This is a genomic window from Micromonospora sp. WMMD1155 (assembly GCF_029581275.1).
Lineage (GTDB): Bacteria > Actinomycetota > Actinomycetes > Mycobacteriales > Micromonosporaceae > Micromonospora.
Map to the genome: position 1 here is coordinate 4030498 of NZ_CP120742.1, position 24189 is coordinate 4054686.

At 72.1% G+C, this 24189-nt stretch carries 22 protein-coding genes; 10 read left to right on the forward strand and 12 right to left on the reverse strand.

From position 1 onward, the window contains the following. Positions 1–15: 15 nt before the first annotated feature. Entirely contained in the window at positions 16–711 is a 696-nt protein-coding gene (locus O7617_RS18535; RefSeq protein ID WP_282257030.1) for a hypothetical protein, read from the reverse strand. Between the two features lie 101 nt (positions 712–812). Next, the gene (locus tag O7617_RS18540; RefSeq protein ID WP_282257031.1) at positions 813–1637 is read right to left on the reverse strand and encodes an SURF1 family protein; all 825 of its coding nucleotides are present in this window, start codon (positions 1635–1637) and stop codon (positions 813–815) included. A 182-nt stretch (positions 1638–1819) separates the two neighbouring features. Here O7617_RS18540 and O7617_RS18545 point away from each other — a divergent pair, with 182 nt between their 5' ends. Then, complete coding sequence (locus O7617_RS18545) at positions 1820–3223, forward strand: cobyrinate a,c-diamide synthase (RefSeq protein ID WP_282257032.1); 1404 nt, start codon at positions 1820–1822, stop codon at positions 3221–3223. Further along, the gene (locus tag O7617_RS18550) at positions 3220–3789 is read left to right on the forward strand and encodes a GNAT family protein (RefSeq protein ID WP_282257033.1); all 570 of its coding nucleotides are present in this window, start codon (positions 3220–3222) and stop codon (positions 3787–3789) included. Before O7617_RS18545 ends, O7617_RS18550 begins: the two co-directional genes overlap by 4 nt. An 81-nt stretch (positions 3790–3870) precedes the next feature. Here the strand turns inward: O7617_RS18550 and O7617_RS18555 are convergent, their stop codons facing one another. Further along, a complete protein-coding gene (locus O7617_RS18555; RefSeq protein ID WP_282257034.1) occupies positions 3871–6000 on the reverse strand; it encodes a transglycosylase domain-containing protein in 2130 nt (709 codons plus the stop codon). 121 nt (positions 6001–6121) lie between these two features. On the opposite strand from O7617_RS18555, the gene cobC reads away from it, so the two are divergent. From cobC to cobA, 3 genes are read left to right on the forward strand one after another with little or no spacing between them, the layout of a single operon-like run. Further along, complete coding sequence (gene cobC, locus O7617_RS18560; protein WP_282257035.1) at positions 6122–7189, forward strand: Rv2231c family pyridoxal phosphate-dependent protein CobC; 1068 nt, start codon at positions 6122–6124, stop codon at positions 7187–7189. After that, entirely contained in the window at positions 7189–8340 is a 1152-nt protein-coding gene (locus O7617_RS18565; protein WP_282264785.1) for a nicotinate-nucleotide--dimethylbenzimidazole phosphoribosyltransferase, read from the forward strand. The genes cobC and O7617_RS18565 overlap by 1 nt, the downstream gene beginning before the upstream one ends. A gap of 40 nt (positions 8341–8380) precedes the next feature. After that, positions 8381–9709 (forward strand): uroporphyrinogen-III C-methyltransferase, encoded by a 1329-nt coding sequence (cobA, locus tag O7617_RS18570; RefSeq protein WP_282257036.1) that lies wholly within the window; start codon positions 8381–8383, stop codon positions 9707–9709. Positions 9710–9859: 150 nt separating this feature from the next. Here the strand turns inward: cobA and otsB are convergent, their stop codons facing one another. The 4 genes from otsB to O7617_RS18590 form a co-directional block, all read right to left on the reverse strand. Then, on the reverse strand, positions 9860–12424 hold the full coding sequence (otsB, locus tag O7617_RS18575; RefSeq protein WP_282264786.1) for a trehalose-phosphatase: 2565 nt from the start codon (positions 12422–12424) through the stop codon (positions 9860–9862). Positions 12425–12465: 41 nt separating this feature from the next. Continuing rightward, the gene (locus O7617_RS18580; protein WP_278141292.1) at positions 12466–13866 is read right to left on the reverse strand and encodes a trehalose-6-phosphate synthase; all 1401 of its coding nucleotides are present in this window, start codon (positions 13864–13866) and stop codon (positions 12466–12468) included. A gap of 143 nt (positions 13867–14009) precedes the next feature. Next, on the reverse strand, positions 14010–14402 hold the full coding sequence (locus tag O7617_RS18585) for a hypothetical protein (RefSeq protein ID WP_282257037.1): 393 nt from the start codon (positions 14400–14402) through the stop codon (positions 14010–14012). Continuing rightward, a complete protein-coding gene (locus O7617_RS18590) occupies positions 14399–14704 on the reverse strand; it encodes a hypothetical protein (RefSeq protein WP_282257038.1) in 306 nt (101 codons plus the stop codon). Before O7617_RS18590 ends, O7617_RS18585 begins: the two co-directional genes overlap by 4 nt. A 212-nt stretch (positions 14705–14916) precedes the next feature. Between O7617_RS18590 and ettA the strand changes: the two genes are divergently transcribed. From ettA to O7617_RS18610, 4 genes are all read left to right on the forward strand, one after another. Beyond that, complete coding sequence (ettA, locus tag O7617_RS18595; protein WP_282257039.1) at positions 14917–16593, forward strand: energy-dependent translational throttle protein EttA; 1677 nt, start codon at positions 14917–14919, stop codon at positions 16591–16593. 12 nt (positions 16594–16605) lie between these two features. Continuing rightward, positions 16606–17052, forward strand: coding sequence for a thioesterase family protein (locus O7617_RS18600; protein WP_282257040.1), 447 nt, complete (start codon positions 16606–16608; stop codon positions 17050–17052). Further along, the gene (locus tag O7617_RS18605) at positions 17049–17756 is read left to right on the forward strand and encodes a hypothetical protein (RefSeq protein ID WP_282257041.1); all 708 of its coding nucleotides are present in this window, start codon (positions 17049–17051) and stop codon (positions 17754–17756) included. Before O7617_RS18600 ends, O7617_RS18605 begins: the two co-directional genes overlap by 4 nt. Positions 17757–17887: 131 nt before the next feature. Continuing rightward, positions 17888–18472: a YbjN domain-containing protein gene (locus O7617_RS18610; RefSeq protein WP_282257042.1), complete on the forward strand. Its 585-nt coding sequence runs from the start codon at positions 17888–17890 to the stop codon at positions 18470–18472. A 22-nt stretch (positions 18473–18494) separates the two neighbouring features. Here the strand turns inward: O7617_RS18610 and O7617_RS18615 are convergent, their stop codons facing one another. The 3 genes from O7617_RS18615 to O7617_RS18625 all read right to left on the reverse strand — a co-directional run bounded on the left by O7617_RS18615 (position 18495) and on the right by O7617_RS18625 (position 21672). After that, entirely contained in the window at positions 18495–18923 is a 429-nt protein-coding gene (locus O7617_RS18615; RefSeq protein ID WP_282257043.1) for a globin, read from the reverse strand. A 125-nt stretch (positions 18924–19048) separates the two neighbouring features. Then, the gene (locus O7617_RS18620; protein WP_282257044.1) at positions 19049–20428 is read right to left on the reverse strand and encodes an MFS transporter; all 1380 of its coding nucleotides are present in this window, start codon (positions 20426–20428) and stop codon (positions 19049–19051) included. Positions 20429–20661: 233 nt separating this feature from the next. Next, a complete protein-coding gene (locus tag O7617_RS18625; RefSeq protein WP_282264787.1) occupies positions 20662–21672 on the reverse strand; it encodes a mechanosensitive ion channel family protein in 1011 nt (336 codons plus the stop codon). 323 nt (positions 21673–21995) lie between these two features. Between O7617_RS18625 and O7617_RS18630 the strand changes: the two genes are divergently transcribed. Next, on the forward strand, positions 21996–22532 hold the full coding sequence (locus O7617_RS18630) for an HNH endonuclease (RefSeq protein WP_282257045.1): 537 nt from the start codon (positions 21996–21998) through the stop codon (positions 22530–22532). A gap of 39 nt (positions 22533–22571) precedes the next feature. On the opposite strand, the gene O7617_RS18635 is transcribed toward O7617_RS18630, so the two are convergent. Together O7617_RS18635 and O7617_RS18640 are read right to left on the reverse strand one after the other, a co-directional pair. Further along, positions 22572–23348: a DUF6194 family protein gene (locus O7617_RS18635; protein ID WP_348774140.1), complete on the reverse strand. Its 777-nt coding sequence runs from the start codon at positions 23346–23348 to the stop codon at positions 22572–22574. Positions 23349–23388: 40 nt separating this feature from the next. After that, positions 23389–24168 (reverse strand): class F sortase, encoded by a 780-nt coding sequence (locus O7617_RS18640; RefSeq protein ID WP_282264788.1) that lies wholly within the window; start codon positions 24166–24168, stop codon positions 23389–23391. Positions 24169–24189: the final 21 nt, after the last annotated feature.

Here is a 24189-nt window from a genome sequence, read left to right on the forward strand (position 1 = left end):
CGTTCCCGGCCCTGCTCATCCGACCGAGAGCGACCTCGCGTAGTTCACCTGGTTGTTCAGGTGCTGCACCTGGATCTGGTCGCTGACCGGGATGCGCGCCACGTACTGCTGCGCGCCGTTGGTGACCGTCACCTGCACCGTGCCGTGGTGCCGGGTCTCCTTCACCAACAGGAAGAGGAGGCTGAAGAAGGCCAGGCAGAAGAAGCCGACGATGGCGCAGACCAGTGCCCAGGTCGCCACCTTCTCCTCGCGCTGCCAGTAGTCGGCGACGTGCCAGGTGGCGCCCGCCAGCGGCAGCACCCCGGCCGGGGTACGGATGATCGGTGGACTCACCGCGATCTCGGCGATCTGCACCGCCACCACCTCCGGCCCGCCCGGGTAGCCGGCGACTGCCGGGTTCACGGCCGGCGGGGTCGGTGGGTACGGCCCGGTTGCCGGCCACGCCCCGGCCGGCTGCGCGGGTGGCCCGGAGAAGGGTGCGGGTGGCCCGGAAAAGGGTGCGGGTGGCCCGGACAGGGGTGCGGGTGGCCCGGAGAAGGGTGCGGGTGGCCCGGAGAACCGCGCGGGCGGCGGTGCGGCGGGGAACGGCTTGGTGGGCGGTGGGGTGGCGAACGGTGCCGTCGGCGGCTCGGCGGCCCACGGGTCGGTCGGCGGCTGCGTCTGGTGACCTGGAACCGGTTCGGGCAGCGGTGCCGTGGGATCCACGCTCATCGGGACCTCCAACGTGAGGTGAGCACCCGGCGGAGACTACCGGCTGCCGTGGTGTCCCGGGTGCCCCGGAGTGTCCGGTCGGGACGTCGGCGCGGACCCGCTCAGACGGACGCGCTGGGCGCGGGTTCGGCAGCCCGGTCCAGCGGGGCCTCGGGAGCGCCCAGGCCGGCGGCTCGGCGGGCCTCGCGACGGGCCACCCAGCCGTAGCCGAACAGGGCCATCACCGCGAACAGCCACCACTGCACGACGTAACCGAAGTTCTGCCAGTTGTTGGCGTGCCCGACCGGCACCGCCTTGAACGCCGGGTCGGCCGCCGGGGTCTGCTCGTCCAACAGCAGGTACGCGCCGTAGACCGGGTAGGGCAGCTCGTCGGCCAGCCGGGACACCCCGATCCGGCGGATCTCCAGCCGCCCGTCACGCCGTTCGGCGGCGCGGGCACCGCTCTCCGTCTCGTGCACCCGGCCGACCACCGTCACGTCGCCGGTCGGCACGGCCGGAACCTGCGGTTGGGCGGTCGCCGCCCCACCCGGTGCCGGGGGGATCCAGCCCTGGTCCACCAGCAGCGCCGTGCCGTCGGTGAGCACCAGCGGGGTGAGCACCTCGAAGCCGACCCGGCTGTCCACCGTCCGGCCACGGACCAGCACCGTGTTCGTCGGGTCGTACCGGCCGGTGACGGTGACCCGGGTCCAGACCTTCTCCTTGGCGGGGGCCGGGCCGATCGTCCCCGCGCCGCCGCTGGGGGCCGTCAGCGCGTCGGCCAGCGGCACCGGTGCCATCCGCCGGCCCGCGTCGATCCGCTCGTTGACCTCGGTACGCCCCCGGTAGCGGTCCAGCTGCCAGTTGCCGAGGAACACCATGACGGCGGCCGCGACCAGGGTCAGCGCGAGAGCGCCCAGCCAGCGTGGGCTCAGCAGGAACCGGTACACGGCACCGAGGCTACCCGTATGACCGGCGCCACTGACCTGGACCGGGTCGGCCTGACGCCGAGGTCGGGCCGGGGGCCCCGGTTGGCGGTGCTCGCGTCTGCGGGCGGGCGGGTATCGTCACGCCGACGGATCGGCCCCGGTCGTCCCGTCGCGTACCCGCCGCCGCTCGCGAGGAGTCGATGATGACCGTCGTGCCGCGCCTGGTGCTCAGCGCGCCGTCCTCCGGGCACGGTAAGAACGCGCTGGCGATCGGGCTGCTCGCCGCCCTGGCCGAGCGGGGGGTCGGCGTCGCCGGGTTCAAGCTCGGGCCGGACCACGTCGACGCCGCGTACCTCGGCCTCGCCGCCGGTCGCCCGGGTCGGGTGATCGACCCCCGGCTGGTCGGGATGGACCGGCTCGCCCCGCTGGTGGGGCACGGCACCGCCGGTGCCGGGCTCGCCGTGGTGCAGGGCAGCATGGGCCTGTACGACGCGGTCGGCGGTCGCCCCGAGCAGGAGTCCACGGCCGCTGCCGCCGCCGCGCTGCGCAGCCCGGTGGTGCTCGTCGTCGACGTGGCCGCGATGGGTCAGTCGGTGGCGGCCCTGGTGCACGGTTTCCGCTCGTACGACGAGCAGTTGTGGCTCGGCGGGGTGATCCTGAACCGGGTGGCGTCGTCGCGGCACGAGGCGATGCTGCGCGAGGCGCTGGACGACGTGGGTGTGCCGGTCTACGGGGCGTTGCGCCGCCAGGACCTGCCGGCGGTGTTGCCGTCGCGTCGGCACGGTGTGGCACCGGTGGTCGACGGGGCCGCCGACGCCGTCCGTGCGGTGCGCCGGCTGGGTGAGGCCGTCGCCGCCACGGTCGACCTGGAACGACTGCTTGCGCTGGCCCGCTCCGCCCCGCCACTGCCCGCTCCGGCCTGGTCTCCCGAGGAGGCCCTCGGCGCGTTCACCGCCCCGACGGACCGCCCGCTGGTGGCACTGGCCGGCGGACCGGGCGGCAGCTTCGGCCACCCGGAGACCGCCGAGCTGCTGCGGGCCGCCGGTGCCGAGATCGTCACCGTCGATCCGCTGCGCGACGAGGCGCTGCCGGTCGGCACCCGCGCGCTCGTCGTCGGCGGCGCGCTTCCCGAGGCGTACGCCGAGCAGTTGTCGGCCAACCGGCGGCTCTGCATCGCGGTGGCCGAGCTGGCGCGGACCGGGCGTCCGGTGATCGCCGAGGGCGCCGGGCTGCTCTGGCTGGCCCGGGAGCTGGACGGGTTGCCGATGTGCGGTGTCCTGGACGCGGTGGGCGTCAGCCGGGACGGCCTGGTGGCCGGCTACCGGGAGGCCACCGCGCAGACCGACAGTGTGGTCGCCGCCCAGGGCACGGTGCTGGTCGGTCACAAGTCGCACCGGGCGGTCCTCACCCCCCGCGCTGGTCAGCGTCCGGCGTGGAGTTGGGACGGCGGCACGCCGGAGGGGTTCGTCTGGCGCAACGTGCACGCCTCACAGCTCACCCTGCATTGGGCCGGTCACCCGGCGACGGCGGCCCGGTTGGTGGCCGCCGCGGCGGCCGAGCCGACGGCCGAGGCGGTGCCCGCGCAGCCCGGCGGGGTGCCGGTGTGATCGGTCAGGTGGCGGTACGCCGCTTCCCGGCGTTGACCGTCTCCACCCCGCGCACCGAGGTGCGTGGGCTCACCGCGGCGGACGCGGAGGCGGCCGGGGAGATCTTCGCCGACAAGCTGACCCGGCGTTGGCTGCCACTGCCCGACGACTCCGGCCCCATCGACGGGCACGCCTGGTGCACGGAGTTGGCCCGGCAGCGGCGGGACAGCGGCGAGGGCGACCACTACGCGGTGCTCCGCCGCGAGGACGACCAGATGGTGGGCTCGCTCTGGACGCGGCGTACCGACTGGGGTGCCCGTCTCACCGAGATCTCCTACGCGATGGCACCGCACGCGCGAGGGTTCGGTCTCGCCGCCGAGGCCGTCGACGCGGTGGCCATCGCGCTGATCCTGGAGCACGGATTCCAGCGGGTCGAGCTGCGGGTGGCGCCCGGCAACCTGGCCTCACGTCGGGTCGCGGAGAAGGCCGGGTTCAGCTACGAGGGCCTGCTGCGCAACGCCGGGCTGGTCAGCGGCAGCCGCGTGGACCTCGAACTCTGGTCGTTCGTCGCCGCCGACCTGCGCTGACTCGCCGCCGACCTGCGCTGACCCACCGCCGACCTGCGCTGACCCGCTCCGAGCTGCGGGCCGGCGCCGACCTGCGCGGGCTCAGCCGACTATCGTGTCCGATGGTGGGGTGAACTGGCGGGTCGGTGTGCCCTTCAAACCGTCGCGCAGGGTCTCGGCGACCGCCGCGATGGGGATCTGGGACTGCCCGTCACCGACCGCGTTGAACGGATTGTCCGGGTCGGAGATGAAGCTCGCCGCCGCCAATTCCGGGGTGTACCCGACGAACCAGGCGGACCGGGTGCTGTCCGTGGTACCGGTCTTGCCGGCGACCGGGCGTCCGACGGTGCCCCGCACGCTGTCGGCGGTGGACCAGCCGCCGCAGCTTCCGCGCGCCGGGGTGTCCCCGGTCGGGCAGCGGGCCGCGTCGGTGGCCGCCCGGGCGGCGTCCGCGCTGACCACCTGCCGGCAGCGTGGCTTGGCCACCTCACGGTGGATGCCGCCCGGGGTGGCGTACGTGGCCGGTGTGCCGTCCCGGTTCATGATCGCCTGCACCGGGATCGCCTCGCAGTAGCGGCCGTCGGCGGCGATGGCGGCGTAGGCGTTCGCCATCTCCAGCGGTGTGGCGTCGGAGACGCCCAGGGTGAACGCACCCCACTTCTTCGCCTTGTCCGGGGACGCGTGGTCCCGGTCGACGTCGGTACGCCAGCGCAGCCCGAGCTGCTCGGCCAACCGGACCGCCCGGTCCGCGCCGACCTTCTCCTCCAGCCACACGAAGTACGTGTTGACCGACTTGCCGAAGCCGGACCACATGGTCTGCTGGCCGCTCATCGCGCCGCTGGCGTTCGAGGGCGACCAGCCGTCGTAGACCTCGGACCGGTAGCGGTGCGGGGCGTTGAACGTGGTCGACAGCGGCATCCCCGCGTCGAGCGCGGCGAGCATCGGGAACATCTTGAACGTCGAGCCTGCCTGGTAGCCCGCCAGGTCACCGCCGCCGAGCAGCGGGGCCACCGTGTTCGGGTAGTTGGCCTTCATCTTCGGCCCGGCCTCGGGGTTGGAGCTGGGTGGGTTCTCGGCCAGGTCCAGCGAGTACGTCCGGTTCACCGCCATCGCCTTGACCCGTCCGGTGCCCGGTTCGGAGACCACGATCCCGTTGGCGAACGGGCTGCCGGTGGCCTCCTTTGCGCCGACGTTCTTCTCCGCCGCCTCCTGGATCTTCGGGTCGAGACTGAGCACGATCCGGTAGCCGCCCCGACGCAGCTTGTCCATCCGTTCCAGCCGGTTCGCCCCGAACGCGGGCTGCGCGCTCCACCAGTTCTTCAGGTAGTCGCAGGCGAAGCCCCAGCTGTTGTACTTCTCGGGGATCGCCGCGCAGTCGTGCGGCGGGGTCGTCAGCTTGAGCCGGATCGGCTCGGACTTGGCGGCGGCTGCCGAGTCGGGGGAGAGGTAGCCGAGTTGGCTCATCCGGTCCAGCACGTAGTTGCGTCGTCCGGTGGCCTCCTTCTGGTCGGAGTCCGCCGGGTCGTACTCGGAGGGGGACTTGACCAGGCCGGCGAGGGTGGCCGCCTCGACCGGGGTGAGGTCCTTCGGGGTCTTGGAGAAGAAGATCTCACTGGCCGCGTAGATGCCGTAGGCCCGGTGCCCGAAGTACGCCGAGTTCAGGTAGCGCTCCATAATCTGTTCCTTGCTCAGCTCCTTCTCCAGGTCCAGTGCCATCCGCATCTCCTTGACCTTGCGGATGCTCGTCTGCTGGGTCGCCTCCTGGACCTCCTTGGGCGTGGTCGCGCTGTCCCGCAGGGCCATCCGGACGTACTGCATGGTCAGCGTCGACGCGCCCTGGGAGCCGCCGGAGCGGGCGTTGGAGACGAAGGCCCGGGCCACGCCCTTCGGGTCGACGCCGTGGTGCTGGTAGAAGCGGGAGTCCTCGGCCGCCACGATCGCCTGCTGGATGTTCGGCGACATGTCGGACAGCTTGGTGTACTGCCGGTACTCCTCGTAGAACATGGTCAGCACGGTCTTGCCGTCGGGGGCGTAGAGGTAGGAGGTTTCGGCGGGCAGAGCGGTCTTCAGCACCCGGGTCTTCTGCTCCACGGCGTGCGCGGTGGCCTTCGCGCCGAGCCCGGTGAGAGCGACCAGTGGGTACGCGACGGCGGCGATCACGATTCCGGCGATCAGCCCGGCGCGCAGGAGAGGGACGAGTCGACCAGCGGCGGTAAGGGGTCGGTTACTCACATGGCCAAGTTATGACATTTCCGATTCGTACCTGAGAAGAACTCATAAACCGACGAGTGGTGACGTGGCTTACGCCGAGATCGTCTGTCCCACCGGCCGCCTTCCCGGCAGGATCGCGGACATGCCCGAGCCGATCGCCGCTTCCGAGCCCGACCTGACGCACCACGGTGACGTCGAGGTCGGCGACGGCCTGATCGACCTCGCCGTCAACGTCCGCCAGGCGGATCCGCCCTCCTGGTTGGCCGACCCGATCGCGGCCACCCTGGCCGACCTGGCCCACTACCCGGACCCGGCACCGGCCCGCGCGGCGGTCGCCGCCCGACACCGCCGTCACCCGAACGAGGTGCTGCTCACCGCCGGTGCCGCCGAGGGCTTCGTGCTGATCGCGCAGGCGCTCCGCGGCGTACGCCGCCCGGTGGTGGTGCACCCCCAGTTCACCGAGCCGGAGGCGGCACTACGGGCCGCCGGGCACGCGGTCGAGCGCGTCCTGCTGGACCCCACCGACGACTTCCGGCTCGACCCGTCCCGGGTGCCCGCCGACGCCGACCTCGTGATGATCGGCAACCCGACGAACCCGACCTCGGTGCTGCACCCCGCACGAACCCTCGCCGCGCTGGCCCGCCCCGGCCGGGTGCTGGTGGTCGACGAGGCGTTCGCCGACACCACGATCGCCCCCGGGCACCCCGGCGAACCGGAGTCGTTGGCCGAGCGGCGCGACCTGCCGGGGCTGCTGGTCCTGCGCAGCCTCACCAAGACGTGGGGCCTGGCCGGTCTCCGGATCGGCTACCTGCTCGGCGCTCCGGAGTTGCTGACCCGACTGGCCGCCGTACAGCCGCTCTGGGCCGTCTCCACACCGGCGTTGGCCGCCGCGTCGGCCTGCGCCACCACCGTCGCGGTCCAGGCCGAACGCGCGATCGCCGCCGACCTCGCCGCCGACCGCGACCACCTGGTCGCCCGCCTGCAAGACCTGCCCGGTGTACGCGTCGTCGGCCGCCCCGCCAGCGCGTTCGTCCTGCTGCACCTGCCCGGCGCGAGCGCGGTCCGCGCCGCCCTGCGCGAGCGCGGCTGGGCGGTCCGCCGAGGCGACACGTTTCCCGGCCTCGGGCCGGATTGGCTGCGGGTGGCGGTACGCGACCGAGAGACCACCGACGCTTTCATCGAGGTGCTGCGCGAGACCATGGAGGCATGATGTTGGAGACCACGATCGCGGCGATCCGCCCGGCCGACGAGGCGGCCATGGCCGCAGCCCGTGAACTGCACGGTCGACTGACCAAACCGGCGGGCTCGCTGGGCGCGTTGGAGGACCTCTCGGTACGCCTCGCCGGCCTGGCCGGGGCCTGCCCACCGCCGCTGCCCGAGCCGGCCGCGGTGGCGATCTTCGCCGGTGACCACGGCGTGCACGCCCAGGGGGTCAGCCCCTGGCCGCAGGAGGTCACCGCGCAGATGATCGGCAACTTCCTGGCGGGCGGGGCGGTCGTCAACGCGTTCGCCCGGCAGGCCGGCGCGTCGGTCACCGTCGTCGACGTCGGGGTGGCCACCCCGCTGCCCACCGGACCGGTGCCCGATCCGGCCGTGCTGGACGCCGCTGGGCCGACGACCGATCCGGCCGTGCTGGACGCCGCTGGGCCGGCTCCGGCCGTATCGGACCCGGCGGTGCCCCGGCTGGTCGTCGCGTCCGTCCGCCGGGGCACCCGCGACCTCGCGGTGACCGCCGCGCTGACCCGGGACGAGGCGCTGGCGGCGGTGCAGACCGGCATCCGGATCGCGGACGAGTTGATCGACGCCGGGGCCCGCATCCTGCTCACCGGTGACATGGGCATCGGCAACACCACCCCGGCCGCCGCTCTGATCGCCGCGTTCACCGGTGCCGACGCACTCGACGCCACCGGTCGCGGCACCGGGGTCGACGACCCGACGTACGCCCACAAGGTGGCGGTGGTGCGCGCGGCGCTGGTCCGACACGCACCCGACCCGGGCGATCCGCTCGGTGTCCTGGCCGCCGTCGGTGGTCTGGAGCACGCCGCCCTGGCCGGGTTGATCCTGGGCGCGGCGGCCCGCCGTACGCCGGTGCTGCTGGACGGTGTGATCGCGGTGTCCGCGGCGCTGGCCGCCGCCGCGTTCGCCCCGGACGCGGTCGGTGCCATGGTCGCCGGTCACCGGTCGGCCGAGCCGGGCGCGACAGTCGCACTGCGGCACCTGGGCCTCGACCCGCTCGTCGACCTGGGGCTGCGCCTCGGCGAGGGCACCGGTGCGCTGCTGGCGTTGCCGGTGGTCACCGGTGCCGTCCGGGTGCTGCACGAGGTCGCCACCTTCGACTCCGCCGGGGTGGCCGAGAAGTGACCACGCGCAGCGAACACGCCCTCCGGCTCGGTGGTGCGGCGTGACGTCCAACCCGTACCCCCTCGGTTTGCGGCTGCACGGGCGGCGGGTGGTCGTGGTGGGTGGTGGCGCGGTCGCCACCCGGCGCGTACCCGCGCTGCTGGACGCCGGTGCGGACGTCCTGCTGGTGGCCCCGGAGCTGACCCCGGCGCTGCGCGCCCGCGCCGACGCGGGTCGGCTGCACTGGGTGCCGCGCCGGTTCGCGCCGGAGGACCTGGACGGCGCCTGGTTGGTCCAGGTCGCCATCGACGACCCGATCGCGGCGGCCTCGGTGAGCGCCCTCGCCGCCGAGCGACGGATCTTCTGCGTCCGGGCCGACGACCGGTCGGCCGCCACCGCCTGGACCCCGGCGGTGACCCGCCACGGCCCGGTCACGGTGGCGGTGCTCGGCGGGGGCGACCCCCGACGGGCGATGACCGTCCGCGACGCGATCCGCGACCTGCTCGCCGCCCGCCTGTCGTCTGTCGCCGCGACCCCGACGCCCGACCGGTCCGCCACCTCGACGCCTGACGGGCCCGGCGCCGTCCTGACGCCTGACCGGCCCGGTGCCGCCGCCCTGAACCCCGACGGGGTCGGCGCCGGGGCGGCGACCGGCGGTGGGCGGATCGGGCGGGTGGCGCTGGTCGGGTCGGGGCCGGGTGATCCGGAGTTGATCACCGTGCGGGGCTGGCGGCTGCTCACCGAGGCTGACGTGGTGGTCGCCGACCGGCTGGTGCCCGGGTTGCTGCTGGACGAGCTGCGCCCCGATGTCGAGCTGGTGGACGCCTCGAAGATCCCCTATGGGCCGTCCCGGGCCCAGGAGGAGATCAACGAGATCCTGGTCGACCGCGCCCTGGCGGGCGCCTTCGTGGTGCGGCTCAAGGGTGGCGACCCGTACGTCTTCGGTCGCGGCGGCGAGGAGTTGCTGGCCTGCGCGGCGGCCGGTGTGCCGGTGACCGTGGTCCCGGGTGTGACCAGCTCGATCGCCGCACCCGCCGCGGCCGGGATCCCGGTCACGCATCGGGGGGTGGCGCACGAGTTCACTGTGGTCTCCGGGCACCTGGCACCCGACGCGCCCGCCTCGCTGGTGCGCTGGGACGCCCTGGCCGGCCTGAGGGGCACGTTGGTGATCCTGATGGGGTTGAAGAACCTCGCCGCCATCAGCCGGACCCTGATCGCCCACGGCCGGCCGCCGCAGACGCCGGCCGCCGTGGTTCAGGAGGCCACGACGGGCGCCCAGCGGGTGCTGCGGTCCACCCTCGACGCGGTGGCCGCCGATGTGCTCGCCGCCGACCTGCGCCCGCCCGCTGTCGTCGTGGTGGGCGACGTGGTGCACGCCCTCGACGGCTGATCTGCCCGCCGCGCGGCATGACCCACTCCCGGTCGGCGATGGTGGGGTGTCCGACCGGCGGGATAGCCCCGAATCGCCGATCTGGTGTGGATCACGTGGACATGGCGGAGGGGCTGGAGCGCGAGCGCTCCAGCCCCTCCGCCATGTCGACTACTGCTTGAGCATGTTGTCCAGCAGCAGGGCGCAGCGGATCAGCCCGAGGTGGCTGTACGCCTGCGGGTGGTTGCCCAGGCCGCGCTCGGCGAGCGGGTCGTACTGCTCGGGGAGCAGGCCGGTCGGACCGGCGGTGAGCACCATCTGCGCGAACAGCTCCTCGGCGTCGGTGCGGCGACCGGTGCGCAGGTACGCCTCGATCAGCCACGCCGTGCAGATGTGGAAGCCGCCCTCCCGGCCGGGCAGGCCGTCGTCCCAGTGGTAGCGGTAGACGACCGGGCCGCTGCGCAGATCGGCCTCGATCCGCAGGACCGTGGACAGGAAGCGCGGGTCGTCACCCGGGAGCAGGCCGGAGAGCCCGATCCAGAGCGACGAGGCGTCCATGTCCTCGTCCCCGTACGCGACGCTGTACGCCTCGACGTCGGAGTGCCAGCCGTGCTCCAGCACGTTGGCGCCGATGCGGTCGCGCAGGTCCTTCCACTCGGGCCGGTCCTCGCCGCCGTGCTCGCGCATCACGTGCAGCGCGCGGTCGACCGTCATCCAGCACATCACCTTGGAGAAGACGTGGTGCCGGGGTGGCAGCCGGGCCTCCCAGATGCCGTGGTCGGGCTCGTGCCAGCGGCGGCGGACCGCCTCGACCATGTTCTCCAGGACCCGCCACTCGTCGTCGCGGACCGAGCCGCGGGCGTCGGCGACGGCCGCGATCAGGTCGGCGATCGGGCCGAAGACGTCCAGTTGGAGCTGGTGGTTGGCGAGGTTGCCGACCCGGACCGGCCGGGACCCGGCGTACCCGGGCAGCGTGTCGATGACCGCCTCGGCGCCCAGCTCGTACCCGTCGATGGTGTAGAGCGGGTGCAGCCGTTCCGGGTGGCCGCCGGTGCGCTCGATGCAGCCGTCCACCCAGCGCAGGAACGCCTCGGCCTCCTCGATGGAGCCCAGGTCGACGAGCGATCGGGCGGTCAGCGCGGCGTCGCGCAGCCAGCAGTAGCGGTAGTCCCAGTTGCGGACGCCACCCAGCTCCTCCGGGAGCGAGGTGGTCGCCGCGGCCAGGATCGAGCCGGTGGCCTCGTGGCAGAGCCCGCGCAGGGTGAGGGCGCTGCGCGCGACCAGGTCGCGGGAGGTGGACGGCAGCCGCAGCGAGGCCACCCAGTCCTTCCACGGTTGCTCGGCGGCGGCCTGCCGCTCGTGGATCGGCACCCGGTGGTGTTCCAGGCTGTGCGTGCCGAAGCGCAGCTCCAGCACCACCTGCCCACCGGCTGCGGAGAGGTCGACGACCGCCTTGGCGGTCTCGTACCCACCGTCGTTGCGGACCTCCCACTCCAGGCCCGGAGCGTAGAGCGCGACCGGCTCGTTGGAGCCGAGCACCAGCAGACCGTCGCCGATCGGCTGCAACTGCACGGCGACCTGACCGAATTCGGGCCGGGGCGCGAACTCGACACGTGCCTTGCCGCTGCCGGTGAGCACCCGGACCAGGGTCGAGTCGCCGGTGATGACCGCCGGGCTGTCGTCCGGGGTGGTCTCCCGGGCCGGCTTGTCCAACCAGTCGGTGACGGTGAGCCCGGACCACCGGGTCTCCACCGTCATCGTGCCGGAGCGGTAGCGCTGGCCCAGCGGGATGCCGCCGCGTTCCGGGGCGATGCTGAAGTGACCGGCCGGACTGCCGCCGACCAGGTCGGCGAAGATCGCCGCCGAGTCCGGCTTGGGGTGGCAGAGCCAGCTCACCTTCGCCTCGGGGGTGAGCAGCGCGACGGTACGACCGTTGGACAGCATGGAGTGCCGTTCGATCGGCACCGCCCGCTCCCCGAACAGCCAGTGCCGTCGGGTCTCCAGCAGCAACGCCAACGCGCGCGCGGCCTCCAGCGGATCGGCGACCCGGTAGCCGGCCTGGGTGTCCCCGGGGCCGATCTTGATGCCGAGGTCGGGGCCGTGCAGGTGGCCGAACGCGTTCTCGTCGGTGATGTCGTCGCCGATGAAGAGCACCGCGCTGGCGGCGAGCTGGGTGCGTAGCTGGTCGACGGCGGTGCCCTTGTGGGTGGCCACGACGGAGAGTTCGATGACCTCCTTGCCCTGGGTCACCGTGACACCGTCGAAGGTGGCCGGGCCGTTGCGGACGGCCTCGATGGCGGCGGCGGCCACCTCCGGGTCGACCCCGCGGGTGTGCATCGCGACGCTCGCCGGCTTGCGTTCCAGCCGGATGCCCGGGTGCTCGGCGGCGATGTCGCGCAGCGCGTTGCGCACCTGGGTGCGCACCGCGACCAGCTCGGGGGAGAGCCGTTCGACGAAGCCGATGTCGAACTCGGAGCCGTGGCTGCCGACGAGGTGCACCTCGCTGGGCAGCCGGGAGAGCGCGGCCAGGTCGCGCAGCGCCCGGCCGGAGACCACCGCCACGGTGGTCTGCGGTAGCGCGGCGAGCGCGCGGACGGCGGCCACCGCCTCGGGCAGCGGGACGGCAGTGCTCGGGTCCTCCACGATCGGCGCGAGTGTGCCGTCGTAGTCGCAGGCGACCAGGAGTTGGGGGACCCGGGCGATCCGGCCGATGGCGGCGCGCAGCTCGGGGTCCATCACCCCGGTGGCGGTGGCCGCCCCATCGTTGACGGACGTGTTCACTCGGCCTCCGCCTCCGGAACTCCGAGTTCGGAGAGGAAGGACTTGGCCCAGTGGCCCACGTCGTGGGTACGCAGGTGACGTTGCATTGTCCGCATCCGGCGGCGTGCCTCGGTTTTCTCCACGTGCACTGCCCGGAGCAGGGCGTCTTTGACCGCGTCCGGGTCGTGCGGGTTGCACAAAAATGCCTGGCGAAGCTCGGTGGCGGCACCGGCGAACTCACTGAGCACGAGTGCGCCACCCTGGTCGGCACGTGATGCTACGTATTCCTTCGCCACGAGGTTCATCCCGTCTCGCAGCGGGGTCACCATCATGACGTCGGCGGCAACGTACATCGCGGCCAGTTCACTGCGACTGTACGACTGATGCAGATAATGCACCGCTGGCACGCCGACCCTGCCGAATTCGCCATTAATCCGACCGACCTCGCGCTCCACCTTGACGCGAAGTGCCTGGTAGTGCTCCACGCGCTCCCGGCTGGGGGTGGCCACCTGCACCATGACCGCGTCGGGGACTGTCAACTTTCCGTCAGCCAACAGCTCACGGAAGGCCTTGAGCCGCAACTCGATGCCCTTGGTGTAATCCAGCCGGTCCACGCCGAGGATGATCGTCTTCGGGTCGCCCAGCTCGGCGCGGATCTGCTTGGCCCGCGCCTGGATGGCCGGGTCGGCGGCCATCCGCTCCATCTCCTGGGTGTCGATCGAGATGGGGAAGGCGCCCGCCTTCACCTGCCGACCGTCGACCTGGATCATCTGCCCCTCGTAGCGCAGACCGAGCAGGTGCCGGGCCAGTCGGACGAAGTTCTGCGCGGCCAACCGCTGCTGAAAGCCGACCAGGTCGGCGCCGAGCAGACCGCGCAGGATCTCGGTGCGGAACGGCATCTGCATGAACAGCTCGATCGGCGGGAACGGGATGTGCAGGAAGAACCCGATCCGCAGGTCCGGACGCAGCTCACGCAGCATCGCCGGAACCAGTTGCAGTTGGTAGTCCTGCACCCAGACCGTGGCGCCCTCGGCCGCGACGTCCGCCGCGGCCTCCGCGAACCGGGCGTTGACCAGGCGGTACGCCTCCCGCCAGCGCCGCTTGTAGGCCGGTGTCTCCACCGCGTCGTGGTAGAGCGGCCAGATCGTCGCGTTGGACTGGCCCTCGTAGTAGCGCTCCAGCTCCTCCGCGCTGAGCGGGACCGGGTGCAGCCGGATCCCCTCCAGGTCGAACGGCTCGGGGGCGGGGCCGGTGCCGCCGGCCCAGCCGACCCAGGTGCCCTGGTGCTCGGCGAGTACGGGATGCAGGGCGGTGACCAGCCCACCAGGGCTACGCCGCCACTGCCGTCCCTCGGGTGTGCTCACCTCGTCGACAGGCAGTCGGTTCGCCACTACGACAAAGGAGCTACGGACGGTCACGATCGGCCACCTCCAGGTACTGACGGGTCCACCGCGATGAGCGTACTGAGCGTAGCTGCGGCGTCTGGTGCCTAGTGCCGGAGTCTCCTACCCGCCTCGGTCGGACCGAACCCTGAAGGTGATCTTCTCGACAGCCGTGCTGGTCAGAGGTCGATGATCGGCCATTCCTTGGGCAGTACCTCGCCCAGCAGCTCCCGCCGATCCGTCATGATCGGTACGAGGGGGTGGGCTGCGGCGTCCATGGCGAGCTGGGCCAGGTCCATCCGACCCTCCATGCGGCGTGACCAGCCCCCAAGGTAGCCGCACATGTTCGCCTCGACGGAGGTGACCTGCACGTGCGGCAGTGCGACGAGCAGTTCGAGCATCTCCCACTGAGCGGGTGCGACGCGCTCGTGTGCGTGCGCGAGACACAAGGCGGGCACGAGCACCTCTTGGCTGTAGTCGGCGGTCTCGGCGATTTTGTTGCCGACATTCTTGGTGCCGGAGGCGAAGGACAGCAGGGCGGCAGTGTCCAGCGCCAGACCGAAGGGGATCACCCGAGCACCCTGGCGCGTGTGACGCGCCCTCCTGCGCGTGCCGCCAGCACCTCGGCCTGCAGCCGGGCGGCCTGCTCACGCAGCTCCGGGGTGATCCGGGCCCTGAGTTGCTCCATCTCCGCGTGGGCCTCAGCGATGTCCTCATCGGTGATCACGAAGCCCGCGCTGGCGAGCATCTCCCGTGTCTTCTCGCCCGCCATCTGGCGCCGCACCGCCCGCGCCACGAATGCGGAGACGTTCGGCTCTAGCGACAGGCGGTCGGCGACGTCGTCCGGCAGGCTGACAGCGATCTTCTTGGTCATACGAAAACGCTATCGAGTTATACCGGCCTCGGCAATGCGGCTCGCCGACGTACTCCTGGGGCGGGGTGATGTGGGCGAAGCGCGCCGTACCTGTCAGGATTGACGATGGCGTGCGCGCGGCCGGCCCTCCGGCCGGCGGCGGCGGGCGGTCCTCGCAGCCCGCGCCGCGCCGCCGGTCAGGCGACAGTAATCCGACGGAGGTAGCCCGCACCGTGGCCCAGTTCATCTACGTCCTGGAAAAGGCGCGCAAGGCGCACGGCGACAAGGTCGTGCTCGACAACGTGACGCTGAACTTCCTGCCGGGGGCCAAGATCGGTGTGGTCGGCCCGAACGGCGCCGGTAAGTCCAGCCTGCTCAAGATCATGGCAGGGCTGGACAAGCCGAGCAACGGCGAGGCCCGGCTCATGCCCGGCTACACCGTCGGCATGCTCGCCCAGGAGCCCCCGCTCAACGAGGCCAAGACCGTGCTCGGCAACGTCGAGGAGGCGGTCGCCGAGACCAAGGCCAAGCTGGAGCGGTTCAACAAGATCGCCGAGCAGATGGCGACCGACTACTCCGACGAGCTGATGGAGGAGATGGGCAAGCTCCAGGAGGAGCTGGACCACCTCGACGCCTGGGACGTCGACTCCAAGCTCGAGTTGGCCATGGACGCGCTGCGCTGCCCGCCGCCGGACGCCGACGTGACCCAGCTCTCCGGTGGTGAGCGTCGCCGGGTCGCGCTCTGCAAGCTGCTGCTGGAGGCACCCGACCTGCTGCTGCTGGACGAGCCCACCAACCACCTGGACGCGGAGAGCGTCTCCTGGCTGGAGCAGCACCTGGCGAAGTACGCCGGCACGGTCATGGCGATCACCCACGACCGGTACTTCCTCGACAACGTCGCCAACTGGATCCTCGAGCTGGACCGTGGCCGGACCTACCCGTACGAGGGCAACTACTCCACCTACCTGGAGAAGAAGGCCGCCCGCCTGGCCGTCGAGGGTCGCCGCGACGCCAAGATGAAGAAGCGCCTCACCGAGGAGCTGGAGTGGGTCCGCTCCAACGCCAAGGCCCGGCAGACCAAGTCGAAGGCCCGCCTCGACCGGTACGACGAGATGGCGACCGAGGCGGAGAAGACCCGCAAGCTCGACTTCGAGGAGATCCAGATCCCGCCGGGCCCGCGCCTGGGCAGCACGGTGATCGAGGCGAACAACCTCAGCAAGGGCTTCGGCGACCGGCTGCTGATCGACGACCTGTCGTTCTCGCTGCCGCGCAACGGCATCGTCGGCATCATCGGCCCCAACGGCGTCGGTAAGACCACCCTGTTCAAGACCATCGTCGGGCTGGAGGAGCCGACCAGCGGCGAGGTCCGGGTCGGCCCCACCGTCTCGCTGTCGTACGTCGACCAGAACCGCGAGGGGCTCAACGGCGACAAGACCGTCTGGGAGGTCGTCTCCGACGGCCTGGACTACCTGATGGTGGGCAAGGTCGAGATGCCGTCGCGGGCGTACATCGCCGCGTTCGGCTTCAAGGGACCGGACCAGCAGAAGCCGACCAAGGTGCTCTCCGGTGGTGAGCGCAACCGGCTCAACCTGGCGCTGACCCTGAAGATCGGCGGCAACGTGATCCTGCTCGACGAGCCGACGAACGACCTGGACGTGGAGACGCTGTCCAGCCTGGAGAACGCCCTGCTGGAGTTCCCCGGCTGCGCCGTGGTCATCTCCCACGACCGGATGTTCCTGGACCGGGTCGCCACGCACATCCTGGCCTGGGAGGGCGACGACCAGAACCCGTCCAAGTGGTTCTGGTTCGAGGGCAACTTCGAGGCGTACGAGAAGAACAAGATCGACCGCCTCGGCGCGGAGGCCGCCCGGCCGCACCGGGTGACCTACCGCAAGCTGACCCGCGACTGACCGGCGGAGACGGTGTCCGACCGGTTCGTCTACCACTGCACGCTGCGCTGGTCCGACCTGGACGCGTACGGCCACGTCAACAACTCGCGCTTCCTCACCCTCTACGAGGAGGCGCGGGTGGCGTTGATGTTCGCCGGCGGCCGGGCCTGGGGGGTCGGCTCGTTCGCCGACGGGGTGGTGATCCGCCGGCACGAGGTCGACTACCTGCGCCCGGTCGACTACGCCCTGGGGCGGGCCACCGCTGAGGCGGCGCCCACCGTCCGGATCGAGCTGTGGGTGGAGGAGATCCGGGCCTCCCGGTTCACCGTCGCCTACGAGCTGTACGACGGTGAGGTGCTGGCCAGCCGCGCCCGCTCGGTGCTGGTGCCGTTCGACCTGACCCGTCAGGTGCCCCGGAGGATCACCTCCGAGGAGCGGGACTTCCTGCTCACGTACGCCCCGCAGGGCGGTGTGGGGTGACCGGGCCGTCGGGCCGGGCGGCGGCGACCCCGACGCACGGCCTCGGCGGGGTGGCGGACGCGGGAGCCTTCCTGGCCCGGCTGGTCCGGTTGGATCCGCTCGCTCCGGTCCGGCTGCGGCCGACCGGTGGCCCCGGCCGGGTCGCCCTGTGGGCCCGGCTGCCGTGGCAGGTTCTGGTGGTCCGCACGGTGGCCGGTGAGTCGGCCGAGGACGTCACGGTGGCCGCCGCCGACCTGCTGGGCGAGTTGGAGCGTGGCGGCGTGGCCCTGCCGACGCGTCGGGACGCGGCGTGGCGGTGGCCACTGCCGCCGGCGCGGAGCACGCAGGTCGAGGCGCTGCCCGTCGTCGAGCTGCGACGGATCGCGCAGGCGGCGGCGGGCACCCTGCGGACGGCGAGCGAGCAGGGGGTGGCCGGTCGTGCGGTCGGCCAGCGTGCCCTCCGCGACGCGTTGCTCGACCACGTGGCGGTGCTGGTCACCCCGGAGGAGACGCCCGCCGCGCCGGTGGAGGTGTCGCAGCGGCTGGTGCAGGGGGTGGTCCGGATGGGTTTCCTCGGTGCCGCTGACGGTCCGGCCGCCGGCCCCGACGTTCAGGTGCGGGTGGCGGGTCGTTGGGTCGGTCTGGTGGGACCATACGGAGCGGCCTGGTCGCAGAAGGCCACGGATCTTGCCGTGACACCCCTGGCGAGTCGTCCGAACGGATGAGCCCGGCTCATTCTTCTGGTCAGGGGCGGTCGTTGGGGGGGTGCTTCAACTCGGCTGTCCGGGTACCGTCCATGCTCGGATCCAACGCACCGTAGGCGGCTGGATCCGCTGGGGAGTGAGGTGCGCGAGCGATGCCGTGGTGGTCATGGCGCCCCGGTCCCGCCGACGGCGGCGATCCGGAAACCCGAAGCGGGATCACGATGGAGAGCGCGGTGCGAGTCGGGCCGCCAAGCCCTCGCCAGCCGGGGGACGACTGCCCGGGCAGTGAGCGGCCCGTGCTGACCGAGATGTCCGCCACCGTCGAGCCGGTGAGTCTGCGCCGGGTCTGCGACGCACTCGACCTGCTCGACGTGCGCTACCTGGCCGACGGCGACGGCAACCTGCTGGCCATGTGGGAGCGGCATGCGGTGCTGGTCACCCTCGAAGGGCCGGAGGACGAGATCCTGGTCATGCGGGCCCGCCCGCACGCCACGGTCCCGCCGGACTGGGCCGACCGGGCGTACCGGGTGGTGAACGAGTGGAACCACACCCGCCGGTTCTGCAAGGCGTACATCGGCGACCCGACCGAACGCGGGCAACTGCCGATCTACGCCGAGCTTCAGGTGCCGCTCGGCGCCGGCACCCACGACGCGCTGTTGGTCGAGATGCTCGACTGCGGCGCGGCGGTGGCCACCAGCTTCGTGGACTGGCTGCACGACGAGGGCGCGTTGCTCTGACGCGGCGCGCACGCCGGGTGGGTCAGGCGCCGGTGGCCGGGTCGTCCTCGACGTTGACCATGAAGTACGCGGCCCGCTCCAGGTAGTCCCAGAGCGTGGCGGCGACAGCCGGCTCCAGGTCGAGCCGGTCCACCGCGCGACGCATGTTGCGCAGCCAGGCGTCCCGCTCGGCAGCGCCGATCCGGAAGGGCGCGTGCCGCATCCGCAGCCGGGGGTGGCCGCGCTGCGCGGAATACGTGTTGGGGCCGCCCCAGTACTGCATCAGGAACAGGGTCATCCGGTCGGCGGCCGGCCCGAGGTCTTCCTCCGGGTACATGGGCCGCAGCAGGGGATCGGTGGCGATGCCTGCGTAGAACTCGTCGACCAGCCGGCGGAAGGTGGGCTCGCCGCCGACCGCTTCGAAGAGGGTCATCGACGCACCAGGACGGTCGGATTCGCCTGCGGGGTTCACCGTTCCATCCTGCCAGGTGCGCTCCGGCCCGACCTGACCCCCGTGGCGTGCGTCGGATCACGCCGGGTCGGCGGACCCGGATGCCGTGGGGTTGCCCGCCCGGCCCGCCCGCGTCGGTGAGTCGATCAGGTGACCGCGTGGCGGCGATGGCCGTCGCCGGTACGCGGCTCGGGAGCGCCGGCCGTGCCACCGTCTCCGGGGTGGCCGGTGCTGCGGGGCGCCTCGGCGTTGGCCGCCGAGGCGGCCCTGATCGCGTCGTCCATCGTCTGCCGGTCCGGCCAGCTCAGTGCGGCCACGGCCATGAGCACGACGCCGGCCGCACTCCAGAGCCCGACCACCGCCGGGATGGGGAACCGCTCGGCGAGCAGCCCGGTGACCAGCACCGCGAGGCCCTGGATGACCTGGACACCGGTGGCCATCACGCCGAAGGCGCGGGCGCGGAAACCGTCGGGCAGGGCCTGGACGAACAGCCCGTTGGCCATCGGCAGCATGCCGGCGACCGCGAACCCGCACAGGGCGGCCAGCAACGCCACCACCAGTGGCGGCGGGTCGAGCAACGACGGCACCAGCACCAGCGGGGCGAACACCGCAAGCGGCCGCATCAGCTTCATCCGGCGGGTCGGCCCGACCAGCCGGCTCACCAGTAACCCGCCGAGAATGAAGCCGATCGGGTTGGCCACCATGATCACGGCTTGGGCCGCACCGGTGCTCAAACCGCTCTTGGCGCCCTGATTGGCCCAGGCGGCGGCGAGACCTTCGGGCACGATCGAGAAGAGCATGGCGCTGAACACCAGCACCGCGATCGACCGCAACACCGGAGTGCCGAACACGATGGCGAACCCCTGGCGGGTCTCCCGCAGCAGGTGGCTGCGGTGTGCGAGGGCCAGCGACGCCGGCCGATCCCGTACGCCGAGGCGGACCAGCAGCGCCGAGAGGGCGAAGGTGGCCGCGTTGAACAGCAACGCGACCTCCGGGTCGATCGAGGCGACGGCCGCGCCGAACACGTACCCGACCACCTGGGCCGCCTGCCCGACGCTGCTGTTCAGCGACAACCCGAGCACCAACCGATCCCCGGTGAGCATCTGTGGCATCAGTGCGGACTTCGCCGCCTGGCTCGGTGGGTTGGCCAGCGTGGCGGCGAAGATCAGTGCCAACACCGCCTGGTACGGCAGGTTGGGGACGGCGATGAGCAGCATCAAGGCCATCCGGATGAGGTCACACGTCACCATCACCCGTCGGTACGGGTGGCGCTCCGCCAGTGCGGCGAGCACGGGACCGCCGAGCAGCCACGGCAGGAAGCTGACCGCGAAGGCGGCCGCGGAGAGCGCGACAGACCGGGTCTGCTGGTAGACCAGAAGGGTGACCGCGGCCTTCGCGACGTAGTCGCCGACCCAGGAGAGCGCACCAGCCACGAAGACAGCCCGGAACTCACGCTGGGCGAACACTTCGCGAAATGTGGCGGGGCCTTCCGCGGAAGGTCGCTCGTCGGGCACCGTCGCCTCCATCGGCCCCGGTTCGGCCGCTCGTGGCAGCCCGGCCGGAAGCACTCGTCAGATCTGCGGATCAGCGAGGATGTGATCACGCTCCGGCGGGAACGCGTGCCCCGGATTCTGCCCGATCGTCTGACAACTGGCTAGGGCGAACGGATCGATCGTCGCTTCCCCGACTGAACGAACGGACGATACCTGAGGGGCCGGGTGGCTGGCGACCCCTGCATCGGCGGACAGTGTTGCCTGGGTCAGGTGGCGCCGCCCTGACCAGTCTCGTTGTCCGACAACGGTCGGGTCGGAACCCCGGGGAAGATGCGGGCGGCGGCGATCTGCGCGGTGATCCCGGAGTTCTCCAGCGCCTCCGCGAGCCGCCGACGCAGCTCCCGGCCCACCGCGAACTGCCCGTCCGCGGTCGTCTTCACCACCGTCCGGATGACCGCGCCGTCGACGGTCACCTGCTCGACACCCAGCACCTCGGGCGCTTCGACGATCTCCGGTGACAGCTCCGGGTCCACAGCGACCGAGGCGGCGGCGGTCCGCAGGACGGCGGTGGCCTCCTCGGTGCTGTTGAACCCGATCGGCAGGTCCACCACCACCAGGGCCCAGCCCTGGCTCTTGTTGCCCACCCGGATGATCTCGCCGTTGCGGATGTACCAGAGCACCCCACGACCGTCGCGCACCGTGGTGACGCGCAGGCCGACCGCCTCGACCACGCCCATCGCCTCACCCAGGTCGACGTTGTCGCCCACGCCGTACTGGTCCTCGATCAGCATGAAGAGGCCGGCGATCAGGTCCTTGACCAGGCTCTGCGCGCCGAAGCCCAGCGCCACGCCGGCGATCCCCGCACTGGCCAGCAGTGGGGCCAGGTCGAAGCTGAACTCGCGCAGGATCATCAGCAGCGCGATGCCGAAGACGAACGCGGTGGTCAGACTGCGCAGCACCGAACCGATCGCCTCGGCCCGCTGCCGTCGCCGCTCGGGCACGAACTCGGCCGGGTCGACCGCCGCGCTGGGAACCCGCTCCCGCAGCGGTCGCAGCATCGTCGGCACCGCGCCGTCGGTGGTCGTGCGGACCAACCGGTTGATCGTCCGGTGCACGGCCCAGCGGGCCACCATCGCCAGCGCCAGGATCAGCAGCACCCGTAGCGGTTTCAGCAGGATCCAGTAACTGCCCTCGGCGAACCAGGCCGACCTGGTGATGCTGTAGATCCACTCACAGGAGGTGCTGCCCTGGCAGCTCACCGAAACGGCGTCGGGCAGGGCAAGGGGCGTCACGCTGGCGGCACTCACCCTGTCTTCGTACCGCAAGGGGTCAGCGGGCCCGTCGCCGGCCCACCGGCCGGGTGAGCCGCCGACACGTGTCCGGCAACGCCGGACTTCTCCCAGCTCGGTACGGCGATCGGACCGGACGCGGATGATCCTCATACCCCATGCGGGATTAGTACGTGCAATCCGGGGTCCGATCAGGGACTATTGGCGCAACGGACGTCGGTGATCGGCCCGGCGTCGCCCGGTTGGGCCGTCGTGCCCTGCCCCGGTCGGCGGCGGTTCGCAGCTGCCGCTGAACCGGGAGGGTGAGCGCGATGCCTGACATACGACCCACGGTGGGCTCCGGCGCGTTGGTCCTCAACGCCACCTACGAGCCGCTGTGTGTCGTGTCGGTGCGCCGCGCCGCGATCCTCGTCCTCTCCGCCAAGGCGGTCTGCGTCGCCGACGGCGACGGCATTCTGCACAGCGCGCGCGACGCGCTCCCGGTGCCGTCCGTGGTCCGGTTGACGCGCTTCGTCCGGGTGCCGTATCGGACGCACGTCGGGTTGTCCCGGCGTGCGATCTTCGCCAGGGACGGTTGGCGGTGCGCCTACTGCCGGGGTGCCGCCGAGACCATCGACCATGTCTTCCCGCGCAGCCGGGGCGGCCGGCACGCCTGGGAGAACGTGGTGGCCGCGTGCGCCCGCTGCAACCACACCAAGGGCGACAAGACCCCGGCCGAGATGGGGTGGCGGTTACACGCGCTGCCCGCCGCGCCGAAGGGCACCGCCTGGCGTGTCCTCGGGCACCGCGCTCCCGACCCCCGCTGGGCCGACTGGCTCGACCTGCGCGAGCCCGAAGCCGCCGCCTGATCCCTCGTCGCGGCCGGATCGACGCGAATACCGGCCGGCTCACTCCCGCTGGTCGGTCGTCCGGCGTGCCGCGCGCTCGTGCCGCTCCGTCGCGCGGGCGTGCGCGATGGCCAGCAGCCGGTCGATCTCGGGCAGCATCTGCGGGCCGGGCATGACGATGCTGCCGAAGGCGTACCGGGCGTAGGACGGGTGCGGCAGGAGGGTGTCCAGCCGGGCGAAGTCGAAGTCGCCCCGGTGCTCCTCGAATGCCTTGGGCGGGAAGCCGAACACCCGCTCGAACTCAGCTCGACCCAGGTCCAGGTTGAGGCGGAAGACCCCCGGTCGGTCCAGCTCGGATGCCTCGTCGAAGCCGGGCACGTCGTGCTCGACGATGGTGGCGAACGGTTGGCGTCGGTCCGGGCCGACGTAGAAGAAGCGGTCGCCCCAGGCGGCCTCGGGCGACCCGTTCTCCTTGCTCGCGAGCACCTGCTCGACGCCGGGCAGCGCCAGAATGCGAGCGGCGAGCACCGCCGCGTCGACGCCGGTCGGGATGTGCAGCACGGCGTCCGCGTGGTCGACGGTGACCTGATCCAGGGGGAAGTAGCGGTAGTCGTGCTCCCGCCGTCGCGCGGGGCCGATGTCGGATGCCCGGACATAACCGGGAAGGCCGAGCTTCTGCTGGAGTACGCCCTCGTAGGTGGACGCGGCGGGTGCCCCGATGCCGAGCGTGGGGCTCGCGCCGAGGCTGCCGACGATCACCGCGTACCGGTCACCCAGAAGCGATGCGACGATCGCGCCGGCTCCGACCCACGACACCTCGGTCGTGCCCATCGTCATCGTGCTCCCGTGACGCTGAAGGTGCGCGTTGTGCGCGGCCTCAACCCTGACGCGCCTCGACCAGCGACGCGAAGACCACCACGTTGTCCGAGTAGCCGGTCTCACCGCCGACCCACTGACCGCCGCAGGTGATCAGGCGCAGGCTCGGGCGGCTGAAGTCGCCGTACACCTCGTCCACCGGCAGTCGCCCCTTGTCGAATCGTTCCACCGAGTCCACCTCGAAGACCGCCACGCTCCGGTCGGTGCGGGTCACCTCGATCTGGTCACCGGCGCGCAGTTCGCGGAGTTGGTGGAAGACCGCCGGCCCGCTGGTGGTGTCGACGTGCCCGACGATCACCGCCGGACCGTACTGGCCGGGGGTCGGCCCCTGGTCGTACCAGCCGGCCTCCTGCGCGCGGCCCACGTCCGGCACGGCGATGGTGCCGTCCGGGGCGATGCCCACGTCGTGCACCGGGGCCCGTAGGTCGATCTTCTCGATGGCGAGGCTGGTCGGGCGGCTCGACGACAGCACCGGGAACTTCTTCGGCGGCGGTCGGAAACCGGCGCTCAGTCGATCCGGCAACAGGCTCATGCCGGTCACCTGCTCGACGCCGAGCATCGCCACGATCAGCACCATCAGGGTGGCGACGGCCAGCACCGGCAGCCCCGGGCCCGTACCGAAGCGGCGTCGAGTCGACGGCGACGCCACTGCGGCCGGACGCCTGGGTGGCAGCGGTCGGGTGGCCGGATCGGTGGTGGTGACGCTGGCCAACCCGGCCTGCCCGGCGACCCGGCGCAGCCGGCGGGACGCGCGGGCCACCAGCCGGCCGGACGCGCGCAGCGCCGGCCCGGCCCGGAGGCG

Coding starts and splice junctions, on each gene's coding strand:
- O7617_RS18535 (WP_282257030.1), bottom strand. CDS start 711: ATGAGCGTGGATCCCACGGCACCGCTGCCCGAACCGGTTCCAGGTCAC.
- O7617_RS18545 (WP_282257032.1), top strand. CDS start 1,820: ATGACCGTCGTGCCGCGCCTGGTGCTCAGCGCGCCGTCCTCCGGGCAC.
- cobC (WP_282257035.1), top strand. CDS start 6,122: ATGCCCGAGCCGATCGCCGCTTCCGAGCCCGACCTGACGCACCACGGT.
- O7617_RS18565 (WP_282264785.1), top strand. CDS start 7,189: ATGTTGGAGACCACGATCGCGGCGATCCGCCCGGCCGACGAGGCGGCC.
- otsB (WP_282264786.1), bottom strand. CDS start 12,424: ATGGACCCCGAGCTGCGCGCCGCCATCGGCCGGATCGCCCGGGTCCCC.
- O7617_RS18590 (WP_282257038.1), bottom strand. CDS start 14,704: ATGACCAAGAAGATCGCTGTCAGCCTGCCGGACGACGTCGCCGACCGC.
- O7617_RS18610 (WP_282257042.1), top strand. CDS start 17,888: ATGCCGTGGTGGTCATGGCGCCCCGGTCCCGCCGACGGCGGCGATCCG.
- O7617_RS18620 (WP_282257044.1), bottom strand. CDS start 20,428: ATGGAGGCGACGGTGCCCGACGAGCGACCTTCCGCGGAAGGCCCCGCC.
- O7617_RS18630 (WP_282257045.1), top strand. CDS start 21,996: ATGCCTGACATACGACCCACGGTGGGCTCCGGCGCGTTGGTCCTCAAC.
- O7617_RS18635 (WP_348774140.1), bottom strand. CDS start 23,348: ATGACGATGGGCACGACCGAGGTGTCGTGGGTCGGAGCCGGCGCGATC.